Origin of the sequence: Paracoccus binzhouensis (assembly GCF_016446475.1) — a bacterium.
In the GTDB taxonomy this organism is placed as follows: Bacteria; Pseudomonadota; Alphaproteobacteria; order Rhodobacterales; family Rhodobacteraceae; genus Paracoccus; species Paracoccus binzhouensis.
The window spans coordinates 1-15,559 of sequence record NZ_JAEHFP010000056.1; the positions used below are offsets into that span (position 1 = coordinate 1).

The 15,559-nt window shown below is 66.6% G+C and carries 14 protein-coding genes; 7 read left to right on the plus strand and 7 right to left on the minus strand.

The window, feature by feature from the left end:
- The first annotated feature begins 78 nt into the window (after positions 1–78).
- Both I9P22_RS13535 and I9P22_RS13540 read left to right on the plus strand, forming a co-directional pair.
- On the plus strand, positions 79–813 hold the full coding sequence (locus tag I9P22_RS13535; protein WP_233253387.1) for a glycosyltransferase 61 family protein: 735 nt from the start codon (positions 79–81) through the stop codon (positions 811–813).
- Positions 814–878: 65 nt separating this feature from the next.
- Entirely contained in the window at positions 879–1,895 is a 1,017-nt protein-coding gene (locus I9P22_RS13540) for a putative rhamnosyl transferase (protein WP_199260008.1), read from the plus strand.
- Between the two features lie 53 nt (positions 1,896–1,948).
- Here I9P22_RS13540 and ettA read toward each other — a convergent pair whose 3' ends face one another.
- The 3 genes from ettA to I9P22_RS13555 all read right to left on the minus strand — a co-directional run bounded on the left by ettA (position 1,949) and on the right by I9P22_RS13555 (position 5,032).
- Positions 1,949–3,604: an energy-dependent translational throttle protein EttA gene (gene ettA / locus I9P22_RS13545; RefSeq protein WP_199260009.1), complete on the minus strand. Its 1,656-nt coding sequence runs from the start codon at positions 3,602–3,604 to the stop codon at positions 1,949–1,951.
- A 73-nt stretch (positions 3,605–3,677) separates the two neighbouring features.
- A complete protein-coding gene (locus I9P22_RS13550) occupies positions 3,678–4,535 on the minus strand; it encodes a sulfotransferase family protein (protein WP_199260010.1) in 858 nt (285 codons plus the stop codon).
- Between the two features lie 104 nt (positions 4,536–4,639).
- The gene (locus I9P22_RS13555; protein ID WP_199260011.1) at positions 4,640–5,032 is read right to left on the minus strand and encodes a GFA family protein; all 393 of its coding nucleotides are present in this window, start codon (positions 5,030–5,032) and stop codon (positions 4,640–4,642) included.
- Between the two features lie 129 nt (positions 5,033–5,161).
- Here I9P22_RS13555 and I9P22_RS13560 point away from each other — a divergent pair, with 129 nt between their 5' ends.
- On the plus strand, positions 5,162–6,013 hold the full coding sequence (locus I9P22_RS13560; protein WP_199260012.1) for a hypothetical protein: 852 nt from the start codon (positions 5,162–5,164) through the stop codon (positions 6,011–6,013).
- Positions 6,014–6,047: 34 nt separating this feature from the next.
- Here I9P22_RS13560 and I9P22_RS13565 read toward each other — a convergent pair whose 3' ends face one another.
- Both I9P22_RS13565 and I9P22_RS13570 read right to left on the minus strand, forming a co-directional pair.
- Positions 6,048–7,427, minus strand: coding sequence for an FAD-binding oxidoreductase (locus I9P22_RS13565; protein WP_199260013.1), 1,380 nt, complete (start codon positions 7,425–7,427; stop codon positions 6,048–6,050).
- A gap of 69 nt (positions 7,428–7,496) precedes the next feature.
- On the minus strand, positions 7,497–8,465 hold the full coding sequence (locus I9P22_RS13570) for a DUF808 domain-containing protein (protein WP_199260014.1): 969 nt from the start codon (positions 8,463–8,465) through the stop codon (positions 7,497–7,499).
- 158 nt (positions 8,466–8,623) lie between these two features.
- Here I9P22_RS13570 and cobS point away from each other — a divergent pair, with 158 nt between their 5' ends.
- Positions 8,624–9,598 (plus strand): cobaltochelatase subunit CobS, encoded by a 975-nt coding sequence (cobS, locus tag I9P22_RS13575; protein WP_199260015.1) that lies wholly within the window; start codon positions 8,624–8,626, stop codon positions 9,596–9,598.
- Here the strand turns inward: cobS and I9P22_RS13580 are convergent.
- On the minus strand, positions 9,595–9,987 hold the full coding sequence (locus I9P22_RS13580) for a type II toxin-antitoxin system HicB family antitoxin (RefSeq protein ID WP_199260016.1): 393 nt from the start codon (positions 9,985–9,987) through the stop codon (positions 9,595–9,597). The genes cobS and I9P22_RS13580 overlap by 4 nt on opposite strands.
- A complete protein-coding gene (locus I9P22_RS13585; protein ID WP_233253388.1) occupies positions 9,984–10,262 on the minus strand; it encodes a type II toxin-antitoxin system HicA family toxin in 279 nt (92 codons plus the stop codon). Before I9P22_RS13585 ends, I9P22_RS13580 begins: the two co-directional genes overlap by 4 nt.
- Here I9P22_RS13585 and cobT point away from each other — a divergent pair.
- From cobT to I9P22_RS13600, 3 genes are all read left to right on the plus strand, one after another.
- Complete coding sequence (gene cobT / locus I9P22_RS13590; RefSeq protein WP_199260017.1) at positions 10,261–12,123, plus strand: cobaltochelatase subunit CobT; 1,863 nt, start codon at positions 10,261–10,263, stop codon at positions 12,121–12,123. The genes I9P22_RS13585 and cobT overlap by 2 nt on opposite strands.
- A gap of 98 nt (positions 12,124–12,221) precedes the next feature.
- The gene (gene epsE, locus I9P22_RS13595; protein WP_199260018.1) at positions 12,222–13,475 is read left to right on the plus strand and encodes an exopolysaccharide biosynthesis GT4 family glycosyltransferase EpsE; all 1,254 of its coding nucleotides are present in this window, start codon (positions 12,222–12,224) and stop codon (positions 13,473–13,475) included.
- A gap of 27 nt (positions 13,476–13,502) precedes the next feature.
- Entirely contained in the window at positions 13,503–15,320 is a 1,818-nt protein-coding gene (locus I9P22_RS13600) for an aminopeptidase P family protein (protein WP_199260019.1), read from the plus strand.
- The last annotated feature ends 239 nt before the right edge of the window (positions 15,321–15,559 follow it).

Genomic DNA, 15,559 nt, shown 5'->3' on the forward strand with positions numbered 1-15,559 from the left:
CCCTCGCAGCCGTCAACGCCATGATTTATATGCGAAATATCACGATTACGACAGCGAAATCAGCGACTTACTTGGAGAATGTGGGATCAATGCGAGTTCTGGAATCTTCTTGGTCTCAAGTCGAGTGTGACCATCGCCCGCGAGCCGATTGCCGTTGAAGAGCTTTACGTTCCCGGGCAAGGCTTTGGATTGGGGCAGATCGCCAAGGGCACACCCGAATTTCGCAAATCCATGCGCACGCTTGCTGAACGGCTGCCAGACGACGGTCCCAGAAAAATCTACATATCACGAACCAAGTTCAATGGCCGTGGTGGCATTCTTGCTGAGACGGTGATGGAACGGAACATGATCCGCAACGGCTACGAGATCATGCACCCCGAGAAAATGACATTGACCGATCAACTTCGTTACTACAAATCAGCAAGCCATATTCTTGGCGTTGACAGTTCCGCTTTTCATATCGTGGGATTGGCCGCAAATCCGTCAAAAAATATTGGATTCATTTTGCGCCGAGACAATAGCGCGCATGAATCCATTGCGGCTCAAATTGCCGGAATGACAGAGCGAGAGCCTCAAGTAATAGATGCCTTGGTCGCAAACTGGATGGAACCGCTTCAAGAAAAATCCAACCATTTGAGCTGGGGCGAAATTAACCATGAGAAACTTTCTCTCGAACTGGTGAAAAGCGGATTTATTGATAGCGCCAATGCCTGGGAGATCCCAACCGATCAGGAAGTTGCAGACAGCGTCGAAGAGGCCAGCAAACGCGCCAAGGTTCCTTTGGTGCGCACGCCAAGGGTGGTCGATCGCTAGACAATATGGTATTTACTTTTTCAAGATTCTACAAAGTGCCACCAAGCAGCCAAGGGGAACGAACTTTGGTCAAGGAGCGTGACATCAATATCGTCGGCATATGCCGGTTTTCGATGCTGGGAAGGGGTGACTGGAAAGCATATCGCAACCAACCGGAGGAAGCGCTCGAAGCGATTTATGCACAGAAAGCCAAAGAGCTTTTTGATCCCCAGCGTCTGGAGGCAAGGCTTGCTACCTTCGAGCACCTGACCCTGCGCTCACTGACCCACCAGACCGACCCGAACTTCATCTTCCTCGTCATATCTTCAGACCGGATACCAGACCGGTATGGTGATCGGCTGGCCCAAATCTGCGCAACAGAGAAGCGCGTCATCCTGCGTTTCGTCCCTCCGATGCACATTTCCGACGCAATTCGCATGATAGCTGGGGAGAAAGGCTGGTCACTGCCCGATACCGTGCAATTCCGGTTGGATGATGACGATTGCGTTTCCGAGGAGTACATTCGTCGCCTCCGACGCCACGCAGCCGGAATGTGGCGCAATGGTAATTTTGGCATCAGCTTCTCGCAACAATTTTACTGCATCACCGATGGCCCGACCGAAGGCATTTACGATTGGTATAGCCCGTTCTTTAGCGCAGGTGCTGCCGTGCGCAGTGCAGGAAGAACTGTTTTTGATTTCGGACATTATCAGATTCCGCTACGTATGACGGCGGTGACTGACCCGCATTTCCCCAATATCGTCACGCATCGTGGCGACAACGATACACCACGCCATGCGCCCGAGACGCTGCGCAAACGCGGCATGCGGAAAGCATCACCTCAGGAAATTCAGCGTATTTATGGGCGCCATTTCGACTACCTTACAGATGAAGGCTTGGCGCTTTGCAAATTCGATACGGTTGTGACATCCAACTCCATGACCAAGATGGCGCCACCCCTTGATGAAGACATAACACTCAACGACAAGCCGGCAGCGTCTCTCATACCCCCTCCAGAAGTCGAGACGGACACCAAAGCCGCGCAGAAACGCAATTCGCCCACCCGCAAGCAGAAAAGCACATCCCGAACCGCTGGCCAATAATAAAAAGGCAGCAGTGAGGCTGCTACCTTTTTATTATTGGTATGGATATACTCTCAGCGCGTGAACTTCTTGTATTTCACCCGCTTCGGCTCGATCGAATCCGGGCCCAGGCGGCGGACCTTGTCGGCCTCGTAATCCTCGAAATTGCCCTCGAACCATTCGACATGGGCGTCGCCCTCGAAGGCCAGGATATGCGTGCAAAGCCGGTCGAGGAAGAAGCGGTCGTGCGAGATGATGACCGCGCAGCCGGCGAAATCCTCCAGCGCCGCCTCGAGCGCCTGCAGCGTTTCCACGTCCAGGTCGTTGGTCGGTTCGTCCAGAAGCAGCACGTTGCCGCCCGACTTCAAGAGCTTGGCCATGTGTACCCGGTTGCGCTCGCCGCCCGAGAGCAGCCCGACCTTCTTCTGCTGGTCGCCGCCCTTGAAGTTGAAGGCGCTGCAATAGGCGCGGCTGTTCATCGTCGCGTCGCCCAGCTCGATCTGCTCGGCGCCGCCCGAGATCTCCTCCCAGACGGTCTTGTTCGGGTCCAGCGCGTCCCGCGACTGGTCGACATAGGACAGTTTCACCGTGTCGCCATAGCTGATCTCGCCGGCATCGGGCTTTTCCTGCCCGGTCAGCATCTTGAACAGCGTCGACTTGCCGGCGCCGTTCGGGCCGATCACGCCAACGATGCCCCCCGGCGGCAGCGAGAAGGTCAGGTCCTCGATCAGCAGCTTGTCGCCCATGGCCTTCTTCAGGCCATCGACCTCGATCACCTTGTTGCCCAGCCGCTCGCCGTTGGGGATGATGATCTGGGCGTTCGACAGCTTCTCGCGCTCGGACTGGCTGGCGAGCTCGTTATAGGCGTTAATCCGGGCCTTCTGCTTGGCCTGCCGCGCCTTGGCGCCGGCGCGGATCCATTCCAGCTCGCGCTCCAGCGTCTTCTGCTTGGCCTTGTCCTCGCGCGCTTCCTGCTCCAGCCGCTTGGCCTTCTGCTCCAGCCAGGCGGAATAGTTGCCCTCGTAGGGGATGCCGCGGCCGCGATCCAGCTCCAGGATCCAGCCGGTGATGTCGTCCAGGAAATAGCGGTCGTGGGTGACGATCAGGATGGTGCCGGGATATTCGATCAGGTGCTTTTGCAGCCAGGCGATGGTCTCGGCGTCCAGGTGGTTGGTCGGTTCGTCCAGCAGCAGCATGTCGGGCTGTTCCAGCAGCAGCTTGCACAGCGCCACGCGGCGGCGTTCGCCGCCCGACAGGCTTTCGACGTCGGCATCGTCCGGCGGGCAGCGCAGGGCCTCCATCGCCACGTCGATCTGGCTGTCGAGGTCCCAGAGGTTCTCGGCGTCGATCTCGTCCTGCAGCTTCGCCATCTCCTCGGCGGTCTCGTCCGAGTAGTTCATGGCCAGCTCGTTGTAGCGGTCGAGCTTGGCCTGCTTGGCCTTGACGCCCTCCATGACGTTGCCGCGCACGTTCAGGGCCGGGTCCAGCTGCGGCTCCTGCGGCAGGTAGCCCACGGTCGCGCCCTTGGCGGCCCAGGCCTCGCCGGAAAAATCCTTGTCGATGCCGGCCATGATGCGCAGCAGCGTCGACTTGCCGGCGCCGTTGACGCCGACGACGCCGATCTTGACGCCGGGCAGGAAGTTCAGGCGGATGTTCTCGAAGGTCTTCTTGCCGCCCGGATAGGTCTTGGACACCCCGTCCATGTGATAGACATACTGGTAGGAGGCCATGATCTTTCCCCGTTTGCTGTAACTCGTGCGAAGCTGCGCGCTATGTAGTCGAGCGGCGGCGAAAGGGGAAGGCTCAGCGGAAAGCCTTGGTGAAATCCGGTCCGAAGGTGCGGTCGAGGAACTCGAATTGCGGCTCCAGCTTCTCGCGCAGGCGGGCGCGGGCCTTGTCCGGCACCGAAAGCGCGCTGTCCGAGGCGAAGACCTTCTTGCCGATGTCGCGATAGTCATGCGGCGGCAGGCCCAGGAAGTCCTCGACCCGGCGCAGGAAGCCCAGCGGGTCGCGGGCGATCATGCCGAAGGGCATGTAGAGCAGCCGCTCGGGGCCGAAATGCGCGTTCCAGCGCGGGACGTAGCTCATGTAGTCGCCGCGATCCATCAGCACCGGATCCTCGACCTCTGCCAGCCAGGCCTCGACCGTCTTCGGCTTGCGGCGGGCGCGGGTCAGGTTCATCTTCAGCTGCGAGATGGCCCGGTCCACCGGATGGCGGATGATATAGACGAATTTCGCCTGCGGCAGGAATTTCGCCACGAATTCCACGCCCTCCGGCGGCAGGGTCGAATATTCCGGGGTCACGTCGATCGGATGCGTGCCGGCGGGCGCCGGGGCGAAGACCTGCTTGTACCAATGGTTGGTGAACATCGTGCCGCTGGTGATCCGGTCCAGATAGCGCGCCATGTCGCGCGGCATCTCCTCGCGGCGGGCGGTCCAGCGCTTCTCGATGGTCTGGCGGCCGCGGCGATAGTGCCAGGGCAGCCATTTGCGGTGCTCCTCGATGAAGCGGTGGTTGAAGAACTGCACCTCCTTGAAGGGCGGGGTCCAGACCGCGGGATGCTGGCCCAGCATCTGCGACAGCCAGGTTGTGCCGGCCTTTTGCGCGCCGATGCCCAGGAAATCGGGTTTGCGGGGTTTGCCCTCGGGGTCCCAGTTCATCCGTCGCGCCCTCGTGTCCGTCGCCTTGCCTGCGCCTGATTAAGCCAGCCGCGCCGCGGGGGGAAGCCACGCGGGACGGTTTTTGCGGGATGCGCGGGGCCGCGCTATTCCTCGAAGCGGCTGGTCGCGTCGCGGTCGCGCGGATAGCGCCGGGCCAGCGGAAAGGGCGGCAGCCAGGACTCGCGGCGGATCGTCCACAGCTCATAGCTCGGCACCAGCCGGTCGGGCGCGTCGAGCGAACCCAGGTTCACCTCGACCTCGTCGCCGCTGCGGGAAAAGACCGGCGAGCCGGAGCGCGGGCAGAAGAACCGCCCGGCATAGCCGCGCGCCTCGCCCTCGATCACCACCGCCTCGCGCGGGAAGATCGCCGAGGCGTGGAACAGCGCCCCGTGATGCTTGCGGCAATCGAGGCAATGGCAAAGGCCGACCCGATAGGGCCGCCCCGAGGCCACGATCCGCAGGCTGCCGCACAGGCAGCCGCCGGTGAAACGGTCCATGCCGCGTCCTCCTTGCCGGACAAGGTCTAGGCCGGGCGTCCATGGGCGGCGATCATGCGCAGAACTGCCCATCGACTTGCCCCGCCCCGCCGGCTAACCTGCGGGGCAAGGCCGGCAACGGAGGTGAAGATGACAGGTTTCCTGCCCAACAACCGCCAGAATCCCCAGCACAGCCCGGTGGCGCGCAAGACCATCCTCAGCCCCGGAGACGCGATGCGGCGCAACAGGGTGCTGCCGCCGGCGCAATGCCGCGACAACCGCGCCAAGCTGGCCAATCTGCGCAACCTCATCGCCGCGGCCGAGCGGGAATATCGCGAGATGACGCTGGAGCTGGACCGGCTGAACGACGAGGGCCGGGTCTGGCTGGTGATCGACCTGATCCACAAGACCGCGCTGGCCTCGCTGGACCTGGGGGCGGCGATCATGCAGCTGACCGGCCACAAGGCCGGGGACGCGGCGCGGGCGCTGGCCGATGCCACGCAGACCATCAGCGATGTCAATATCGGTGCGGCGGGGGTGCTGGACGGCTCGGTCTCGGGGACCGAGTTCGCGCGCACCCTGGCGCAGCGGGCGCTGGCTCACACGCCGGCCAAGGGCGCGGGCGCGGCCTATGCCAAGGGCACGGCCGACCTGGGCCTGGGCGGCTGGTCCAGCATCGACAACATCACCGGCGCGCAGGGCCGCAGCGCCGCCAATGCCCGCACCGCCGAGGCCGGGGTCGAGATGGCCGCGGGGCTGATCCAGCGCACGGCCGATGCGGCGGACACCCCGGCCTCCAAGCAGGTGGGGGCCGCGGCGCAGATCGCCAAGGCGATGGCCAGCTACAACCGCGAGCTGGAAGCGGCCTTCAACCGGCGGCTGCAGACCTCGGGCAGCCTGATGGCGACCAAGGCGACCTTCCAGGCCACGATGCAGCGCAGCATGGCCCGCTATCGCCGCGACGCCGCCGAGCTCGAGACGCTGCTGGAAGGCTGCCTCTAAGGCCGCGGCGGGCCGCGGGGGTCAGTTCACGGGCTCAGTTCACCTCGGGCACCAGCTTGCCGGGGTTCAGGATGCATTCGGGGTCGAGCGCCTGCTTGATCGCCGCCATGACCGAGACCGCCTCGCCGTGCTGGGCGCGCATCAGCGGCCGCTTGCCGATGCCCACACCATGTTCGCCGGTGATGGTGCCGCCGACGGCGATGGCGCGCTCGGCCATGCGGGTGGCGACGCGCTTGGCGGCGGCGAGTTCCGCCGCGTCGCCGGGCATGACCAGGATCTGGGCATGGAAATTGCCGTCGCCGACATGGCCGACCATCGGGCCCAGCAGCCCCTCGGCGCGGATGTCCTCGGCCGCCGCCGCCACCGCCGCGGGCAGGTGCGACATCGGCACGCAGACATCCGTCACCACCGCCGTCGCCCCCGGCCGCAGCGCCAGGCAGGAGCGATAGGCGTTGTGGCGCATCTTCCACAGCGCGGCGCGGGCCTCGGGCGTGGTGGCCCAGTCGAAGCCGGTGCCGCCGAAGTCTTCGGCCAGCGCGCCGAAGGCCTCGGCATCGCCCTTGACCGAGGCGGGCGAGCCGTGGAACTCGACCATCAGATGCGGCCCCTCGTGCATATGGGTGCCGGCGAAGGTGTTGAAGGCGCGCACCACATCGGCGTCGATGAACTCGATCCGCGCCATGGGAATGCCCGCCTGGATGGTCGCGGTGACGCATTCCACCGCCTGCTCCAGCGTCGGGAAGCCGCAGACCGCCGCCGCCACCTCCTCGGGCTGGCCGTGCAGGCGCAGGGTCAGCTCGGTGATGATGCCGAGCGTGCCCTCGGAGCCGACGAACAGGCTGGTCAGGTCATAGCCGGCGCTGGATTTCGCCGCCCGCGTGCCGGTGCGGATCACCCGGCCGTCGGCCAGCACCACCTCAAGCGCCAGCACGTTCTCGCGCATGGTGCCGTAGCGCACGGCGGTGGTCCCCGAGGCCCGCGTCGCCGCCATGCCGCCCAGGCTGGCATTGGCGCCGGGATCGACCGGGAAGAACAGGCCGGTGGCGCGCAGCTCGGTATTCAGCGCCTCGCGCGTGCAGCCGGGCTGGACGCTGACCTGCATGTCCTCGGCCCGGATATCCAGCACCCGGTCCATGCGCAGCATGTCGATGACCAGCCCGCCCTGCGTCGCCATCGCCTGCGCCTCGAGCGAGGTGCCGGTGCCCCAGCCGATCAGCGGCACGCGGTGGGCGTGGCAGATCGCCGCGACCTGCGCGACCTCGTCCGTCGTCTCGGGCCAGGCCACGGCATCGGGCGGCGGGGTGCGGTGATAGGATTCGGACTGGCCATGCAGATCGCGGTCGGCGGCGCTGGTCGAGAAGCGGGGACCGAGCAGCGCGGCGAGCGCCTCGGCGGCGGCGGCGGGAATCGGCATGGCACCTCCTGCTGAATTGGTATGGCAGTTCATAGTCCCGCCCGCCGGCCGACGGCAAGACGCGCCGCCTTAGGCCCGCGCGCCGAACAATCCCTTGACGGCGCCGATGGCGGGCGAGACGAGGTAATGCGCGACCGGGATCAGGATCATGCCCAGGATCACGCCGAAGATGCCGTCGAAGAAGGCGGTGGTCGCCCAGGCGGCAAGGCCCGGCGCGGCCGGCAGGGCATGGGCCGCCGCCTCGGCCATGTGGTGGATCCATTCATAGGGCTGGTGCTGGCCCAGGACATGCAGCCCGTGCACGACGATCTGCCCGCCGACCCAGATCATCGCCGCGGTGCCGACCACGGTCAGAACCTTCATGAAGCCCGGCATGACATGCACGATGCCGCGCCCCAGCGCCGCGCTGGGGCCGCCGCGCTCGTGCAGGTGCAGGCCGAAATCGTCGGCCTTCACGATCAGCGCCACGAAACCGTAGACGGCGACGGTGATGCCCACCGCCACCACCGCGAGGATCAGCGCCTTCATCCAGATCGCGTCGCCGTTCGGGATCGTGGCCAGCGCGATGGTCATGATCTCGGCCGAGAGGATGAAATCGGTCTTGATGGCGCCCCGGACCCGCTCTTCCTCGAGGCCGGCGCCGCCCTCGGCGGTGACGGTCAGGTGCGGATCGTTGCCATGGTCATGGGCAAGCGCGTGGAAGACCTTCTCGGCGCCCTCGAAGCACAGATAGGCGCCGCCGATCATCAGCAGGGGCGTGATGAGCCAGGGCGCGAAGGCCGAGAGCAGCAGCGCGATGGGCAGCAGGATCACCAGCTTGTTGAACAGCGAGCCGCGGGCGATCTTCCAGACGATCGGCACCTCGCGCGCGGCGGAAAAGCCGTGCACGTATTTCGGCGTCACCGCCGCGTCGTCGATCACCGCCCCCGCCGCCTTGGCGCCGGCCTTGACCGCCTGCCCGGCCACGTCGTCGACCGAAGCCGCCGCGATCTTGGCGATCCCCGCCACGTCATCCAGCAGCGCCAGCAATCCGCTCATGCCAATCCGTCCTGTCCCAATGTTCCCCGCACGGCACTCTAGGCGGCGCCGCACCCATGCGCAATTCGCGGCTGCGGCGAAGGTTCCGCGGCCCCGGCCGGCTTGCACCCGTCTGCCGAATCATTCATCAAGCATGGAACAATCGAAAGGGCCGCCCCATGCTGGATCAGAACGCGAAACCGACCGAGGAAATCGACCTGCGCGAGGTCTTCGGTCTCGACAGCGACATGAAGGTCAAGGGCTTTGCCGAGCGGTCCGACCGGGTGCCGGACATCGACCCGACCTACAAGTTCGACCCCGACACCACGCTGGCGATCCTGGCGGGCTTTGCCTACAATCGCCGGGTGATGATCCAGGGCTATCACGGCACCGGCAAGTCGACCCATATCGAGCAGGTGGCGGCGCGGCTGAACTGGCCCTGCGTGCGGGTGAACCTGGACAGCCATGTCAGCCGCATCGACCTGATCGGCAAGGACGCGATCAAGCTGGTTGACGGCAAGCAGGTGACGGTCTTCCACGAGGGCATCCTGCCCTGGGCCCTGCGCAACCCGACCGCCATCGTCTTCGACGAATACGACGCCGGCCGGGCGGACGTGATGTTCGTGATCCAGCGCGTGCTGGAGGCCGACGGCAAGCTGACGCTGCTGGACCAGAACGAGGTCATCACGCCCAATCCCTATTTCCGCCTGTTCGCCACCGCGAACACCGTGGGCCTGGGCGACACCACGGGCCTCTATCACGGCACGCAGCAGATCAACCAGGGCCAGATGGACCGCTGGTCGCTGGTCTCGACGCTGAACTACCTCAGCCACGATGCCGAAGCCGCCATCGTGCTGGCCAAGAACCCGACCTACAACACCGAGAAGGGCCGCAAGATCATCAACCAGATGGTGACGCTGGCCGACCTGACCCGCACCGCCTTCATGCAGGGCGACCTGTCCACGGTGATGTCGCCGCGCACGGTAATCGCCTGGGCGCAGAACGCCCGCATCTTCGGCGACAACGTGGGCTATGCCTTCCGGCTGACCTTCCTGAACAAATGCGACGAGCTGGAGCGCCAGACGGTGGCCGAGTTCTATCAGCGCCTGTTCGACGAGGAACTGCCGGAAAGCGCGGCGGTCAAGGCGGGCTAATGCCCGCCCTTGATCTCGTTCAGGGCCGCCATCGCCAGAAAGCCCGAGCGGGTCAGGCCCAGCCGCTCCGCAGCCGTATCGACCGCGTCCAGTGTCCCGGCATCCATGCTGACATTCACCCGACATTGCCGAGTGGTGCGACGGATATGCGGCACCGCGATCAGGAAGGCGCCAGCCGTCAGCTCCGCCGCGCATTCGGCGGCGATTTCGCCCAAGGCGCGGGGCTGGCTGTCCGGGGCATCCTCGAACCACAGCTCCAGCGCCTCGACCGCGTTCGGCAGGATGTCTTTTTCGTCATCGGCCGCAGAAAAGCAGCCCGGAAGGTCCGGGAAACGGATGCCAAAGGCGCTGTCGGGATCTTTTTCGACCAATGCCAGATAGGTTTTCATTCCTTGTCCTCCAGCCAGCCGGCCATGCGCGCGATGCTGCGGGCCGTGCCAATGGGTAAATCCTTTTTGGGGTGCGGCACGATCACGACGCGCCCTTCCTTGCGGAACTTGTGATGCGATCCCCGGACCGAAACCTCTTCCCAGCCTTCTTCCGCAAGACGGCGCAGAATGTCGCGGCTGTTCCGAAGGATTCCCATGTGTGTAAATATGTGCGCACGGCATGGCGCGTCAAGTCCTCTCGACAGCCGGCCTGAACTGGCCCAGAAATAGACCATGAAAAAATCCGACAACCCCGCCGATCCGTTCAAGAAGGCCCTGACCGAGGCCACCCGCGCCCTGGCCGAGGATCACGAGCTGAACGTGACCTTCACCGCCGACCCTTCCGGCGTGGCGGGCGACACCATGCGCCTGCCGCAGGTCAGCCGCCGCATGACCCGCGACGAGGTCTTGCTGGCGCGCGGCACCGCCGATGCCCTGGCGATGAAGCTGCGCCACCACGATGCCGGAACCCATGCGAAATACGCGCCCGCCGGACCGATGGCGCGCGACCTCTACGAGGCGATGGAGACCGCACGCTGCGAGGCCCTGGGCGCGCGCGACATGCCCGGCGCGCTGTCGAACATCGACGCCAAGCTGGGACAGGAGGCCGAGCGCAAGGGCTACGGCCAGATCAAGGCCCCGGCCGATGCGCCTCTGGCCGTCGCGGCGGGCTATATCGTGCGGCAGGCGGCAACGGGCCGCGCCCTGCCCCCGGCCGCGCAGCATGTCGCGGACCTGTGGCGGCCCTTCGTCGAGGAACAGGCCGGCGCCGATCTGGAAGGCGTGGGCCAGGTGATCGCCGACCAGGCCGCCTTTGCGCGGCTGGCCCGCAAGGTGATCGCCGACCTGGGTTATGGCGACCAGCTGGGCGAAGATCCCGACGAGCCGCAGGAGGACGAGGCCGAGGAAAACGCCGAGCAGGACGAGGAGGCCGGCGACAACCAGTCCCGCGACCAGAACCAGGACGAGGACGCCGAGGCCAGCCCGGAACGCACCCAGGACCAGACGCAGGAGGAGCGCCAGGCCCAGGTCAGCATGGACGACCAGTCCGACGAGGAGCTGGCGGACGAGGCCGAGATCTCCGAGGCCGAAACGCCCCCCGACCTGCCGCCCCCGGTCAGCGAGGCGAGCCCCGACTACAAGGTCTATACCCAGGAATTCGATGAGGAGATCCGCGCCGAGGATCTGGCCGACCCGGCCGAGCTGGAGCGGCTGCGCGCCTATCTGGACAAGCAGCTGGAGCCCCTGCGCGGCGCGGTGAGCCGGCTGGCCAACAAGCTGCAGCGCCGCCTGCAGGCGCAGCAGAACCGCAGCTGGGAATTCGACAAGGAGGAAGGCGTGCTGGATGCCGGCCGCCTTGCCCGCGTGGTGGCGAACCCGACGACGCCCTTGTCCTTCAAGGTCGAGAAGGACACCGAATTCCGCGACACCGTGGTGACGCTGCTTCTGGACAATTCCGGCTCGATGCGCGGCCGGCCGATTTCCATCGCCGCGATCTGCGCCGACGTGCTGGCGCGGACGCTGGAACGCAGCCAGGTCAAGGTCGAGATCCTGGGCTTTACCACCCGGGCCTGGAAGGGCGGCCAGAGCCGCGAGAAATGGCTGGCCGCCGGGCGGCCGGCGCAGCCGGGGCGGCTCAATGACCTGCGCCATATCATCTACAAGGGCGCCGATGCCCCCTGGCGGCGGGTGCGGCCGAACCTGGGCCTGATGATGAAAGAGGGGCTGCTCAAGGAAAACATCGACGGCGAGGCACTGGAATGGGCGCATCGTCGGCTGGCCCGGCGGCCCGAGGCGCGGCGCATCCTGATGGTGATCTCGGACGGGGCGCCGGTGGACGATTCGACGCTGTCGGTCAACCCGGCGAATTTCCTGGAAAAGCACCTGCGCGACGTGATCGCGATGATCGAGCGCAAGAAGCAGGTGGAACTGCTGGCCATCGGCATCGGCCATGACGTGACCCGCTATTACCAGCGCGCGGTGACGATCACCGATGCCGAGCAGCTGGCCGGCGCCATCACCGAGCAGCTCGCAGCGCTGTTCGAGGCCGATCCCAGGAAGCGCGCCCGCGCTATGAACCAGCGCCGGGCGGGATAGGCCTGTCCATTCCGGCTGCTTGATCTGCCCCGCATCCCGTGCGACCAATTTCGCCGGACCGGGGCCGCTTTCAGCCTCGCAGGCCAAGGGGCTTTGACGTGTTGAAGATCGGCTTTTTCATCCCCGAGTTTCCGGGCCAGACGCATATCTTCCTGTGGCGCGAACGCCAGGCGCTGGCGGAACTGGGGATCGAGGCCGAGCTGGTTTCGACCCGGCCGCCGCCGCGCGCCGTCGCCTCGCACGCCTGGGCGGCCGAGGCGCAGGCCCGGACCCGCTACCTGATGCCGCTGGGCGGCGAGGGCTTCGGCATCGTCGCGGAATTTCTGCGCTCGGGGCCCGCCGGCTGGGCGCGCGGCCTGGGCGCGGCGCTGAGCGCCGAGGCGCAGGGCGTGAAGGGCCGGCTGCGGATGCTGGCGCTGCTGGCCATGGGCGCGCGGCTGAAGCGCATCGCCCGTCAGCAGGGCTGGAACCATGTCCATGTCCACAGCTGCGCCGACAGCGCCAATATCGCCATGTTCGCGGAACGGCTGGGCGGGCCGGGCTACAGCCTGACCCTGCACGGGCCGACGCTGGAGGGCTACGGGCCGAACCAGCGGCAGAAATGGCGCCATGCGCGTTTCGCCACCATCATCTCGCAATTGCTGACGCAGGTGGCCGAGCGCGAGATCGGCGCCGACCGCCCCGCCGTCATCAACGTGGCGCCGATGGGCGTGGACCTCGACCAGATCCGGCGCCGGACGCCCTGGCAGCCCCCTGCGCCGGGCGAGCCGCTGCGCCTCTTCAGCTGCGGCCGGCTGAACGCGATCAAGGGCCACGACCACCTGATCGAGACAGTCGCCCTGCTGCGCACCCAGGGCATCGACGCCCGGCTGGAGATCGCCGGCGAGGACGAGCAGGGCGGCTCGGGCTATCACCGCCAGCTCGACGCGCTGATCGCCGGGAAGGGCCTCGGCGACGCGGTCACGCTGCTGGGCGCGGTCAGCGAGGATCGGGTGCGCGAGGGGTTGGAGCGCGCGCATGTCTTTGCGCTGGCCAGCCTGAACGAGGGCATCTCGGTCGCGATCATGGAGGCGATGGCGATGGAGATGCCGGTGGTCGTCACCGATGTCGGCGGCAATCACGAGCTGATCACCTCGGGCCGGGACGCGATCCTGGTGCCGCCCGAGCGGCCCGAGATCATGGCCGAGGAGATCGCCCGGCTGCACGCCGATCCCGAGGAAGCGCGGCGGCTGGCGCAGGCGTCCCGCGCCCGCGTCGCCGCCGATTTCCACCACCGCCGCAGCGCCCAGGCCGTTGCCGACGGCCTCGCGCGCACCCTGCCCGGCGCAAGCGCGGCGCTGGCCCGCGCCTGACAACCAGCACAAGACCCGGAGGCGAGCATGTTCCAGAATTACGACAGCCATTCCGACCCGGCCGCGCATCCGCCCCGGCTGGTCGCGCTGCGCCGCGAACTGGCGGCGCGCGAAATCGACGGCTTCCTGGTGCCGCGCGCCGATGCGCATCAGGGCGAATATGTCGCGGCCCGCGATGCGCGGCTGGCCTGGCTGACCGGCTTCACCGGCAGCGCCGGCTTTTGCATCGTCACCCCCGACCGCGCCGGGGTGTTCATCGACGGCCGCTATCGCGTGCAGGTCAAGGCCGAGGTCGATCCGGCGCATTTCACGCCCGTTCCCTGGCCGGAAACCGGGCCCGCCGACTGGCTGCGCACGGCGCTGCCCGAAGGCGGGCGCATCGGCTACGACCCCTGGCTGCACACGCGGCGCGAGATCCGCGAGATGGAAAAGGGCCTGGCCGGCTCGGGCATCGCCCTGATCGCGCTCGACACGAACCCGGTCGATGCCATCTGGCCCGACCAGCCCGAGCCGCCGGTCGGCGCGGCGCGGCTCTGGCCCGACGCGATCGCCGGCGAGACCGCGGCCGAGAAGCGCACCCGCATCGCCCAGGCGCTGCGCGAGGCCGGGCAGCAGGCGGCGGTGCTGACCCTGCCCGATTCGGTCTCGTGGCTCCTGAACATCCGCGGCGCCGACGTGCCGAAGAACCCGGTGGTGCAATGCTTCGCCATCATCGAGGAGAACGGCCATGTCGCCGTCTTCACCAACCCGGCCAAGTTCGGCGCCGAGGTGCGGGCGGCACTCGGCAACGAAGTCTCGGTGCTGCCGCTGGACGCGCTGACCCCGGCGCTGACCAACCTCGCCGGCCCGGTGCGGGTCGATCCCGCCAGCGCCCCCGACCGGGTGTTTTCGCTGATCGAGAGCATGAACACCCCCATCGCCGAGGCGCCCGACCCGGTGATCCTGCCGAAAGCGCAGAAGAACCCGGCCGAGATCGCCGGCATGCGCGCCGCGCATCTGCAGGACGGCGCGGCGGTGACGGAGCTCTTGTGCTGGCTCGACAGCCGCGCGCCGGATCTGGACGCCGAGCCGCTGAGCGAGATCGACGTGGCGCAAAGGCTCGAGGAATTGCGCGTCGCGCGCGGCATCCTCGACATCAGCTTCGACACCATCGCGGCCACCGGCCCGCATGCCGCGATCCCGCATTACCATGTCGACCGGCAAAGCAACCTGCGCATCCTGCCCAACCATGTGCTGCTGGTCGATTCCGGCGGGCAATATAAGGACGGCACCACCGACATCACCCGCACCCTGCCGATGGGCCCGGTCGATCCGGCGGTGCGCCGTCCCTATACGCGGGTACTGCAGGGCATGATCGCCATCTCACAGCTGCAGTTCCCCAAGGGTGTGGCCGGCTGCCATATCGACGCGCTGGCCCGCGCGCCGCTGTGGTCCGAGGGCATGGATTACGACCACGGCACCGGCCATGGCGTCGGCGCCGGCCTGTCGGTGCATGAGGGGCCGGTGCGGATCTCGCGCGTCTCGGACATTCCCCTGCAGCCGGGCATGATCCTGTCGAACGAGCCCGGCTATTACCGCGAGGGCGCCTTCGGCATCCGCATCGAGAACCTGATCGTGGTCGAGGCGCGCGAAAGCCCGGACGGCCGCGAGATGCTGGGCTTCGAGACCCTGACCTTTGCCCCGATCGACCGCCGGCTGATCGAGCCCGCGCTGCTGTCGCAGGACGAGCGTGCCTGGCTCGACGCCTATCACGCCGAGGTCTTCGACAAGATCGCGCCGCTGGTCCCGGACGCCACCCGCGACTGGCTCTATCTCGCGACCCGGCCACTGGGCGCCAGCGCCTGAGCCCCGCGCTTCCACCGTTCTAAAAATACTCAAACCCCGACGGTGGCCGGGGCGGCGTGATTTCTTTGCTCCCGAAAATACCCCTGCGGCAGCGCCTCCGGGCACGGCCGCAGGGGTATTCGCAGAACGGTGAAGCGCCAAGGGGGTCAGCCGGCGCCGCCCGGCGGGATGGCACGGTTGCCGGGGTATTTGGGGGAGCAAAGAAGCCTGAGGCGGAGTGCCCTCGGTTCAGTCTTCGT

Coding starts and splice junctions, on each gene's coding strand:
- I9P22_RS13580 (WP_199260016.1), bottom strand. CDS start 9,987: ATGAAAACCTATCTGGCATTGGTCGAAAAAGATCCCGACAGCGCCTTT.
- I9P22_RS13585 (WP_233253388.1), bottom strand. CDS start 10,262: ATGGTCTATTTCTGGGCCAGTTCAGGCCGGCTGTCGAGAGGACTTGAC.
- I9P22_RS13550 (WP_199260010.1), bottom strand. CDS start 4,535: ATGAACTGGGACCCCGAGGGCAAACCCCGCAAACCCGATTTCCTGGGC.
- cobT (WP_199260017.1), top strand. CDS start 10,261: ATGAAAAAATCCGACAACCCCGCCGATCCGTTCAAGAAGGCCCTGACC.
- I9P22_RS13565 (WP_199260013.1), bottom strand. CDS start 7,427: ATGCCGATTCCCGCCGCCGCCGCCGAGGCGCTCGCCGCGCTGCTCGGT.
- cobS (WP_199260015.1), top strand. CDS start 8,624: ATGCTGGATCAGAACGCGAAACCGACCGAGGAAATCGACCTGCGCGAG.
- ettA (WP_199260009.1), bottom strand. CDS start 3,604: ATGGCCTCCTACCAGTATGTCTATCACATGGACGGGGTGTCCAAGACC.
- I9P22_RS13600 (WP_199260019.1), top strand. CDS start 13,503: ATGTTCCAGAATTACGACAGCCATTCCGACCCGGCCGCGCATCCGCCC.
- I9P22_RS13535 (WP_233253387.1), top strand. CDS start 79: ATGTGGGATCAATGCGAGTTCTGGAATCTTCTTGGTCTCAAGTCGAGT.
- I9P22_RS13560 (WP_199260012.1), top strand. CDS start 5,162: ATGACAGGTTTCCTGCCCAACAACCGCCAGAATCCCCAGCACAGCCCG.
- I9P22_RS13570 (WP_199260014.1), bottom strand. CDS start 8,465: ATGAGCGGATTGCTGGCGCTGCTGGATGACGTGGCGGGGATCGCCAAG.
- I9P22_RS13555 (WP_199260011.1), bottom strand. CDS start 5,032: ATGGACCGTTTCACCGGCGGCTGCCTGTGCGGCAGCCTGCGGATCGTG.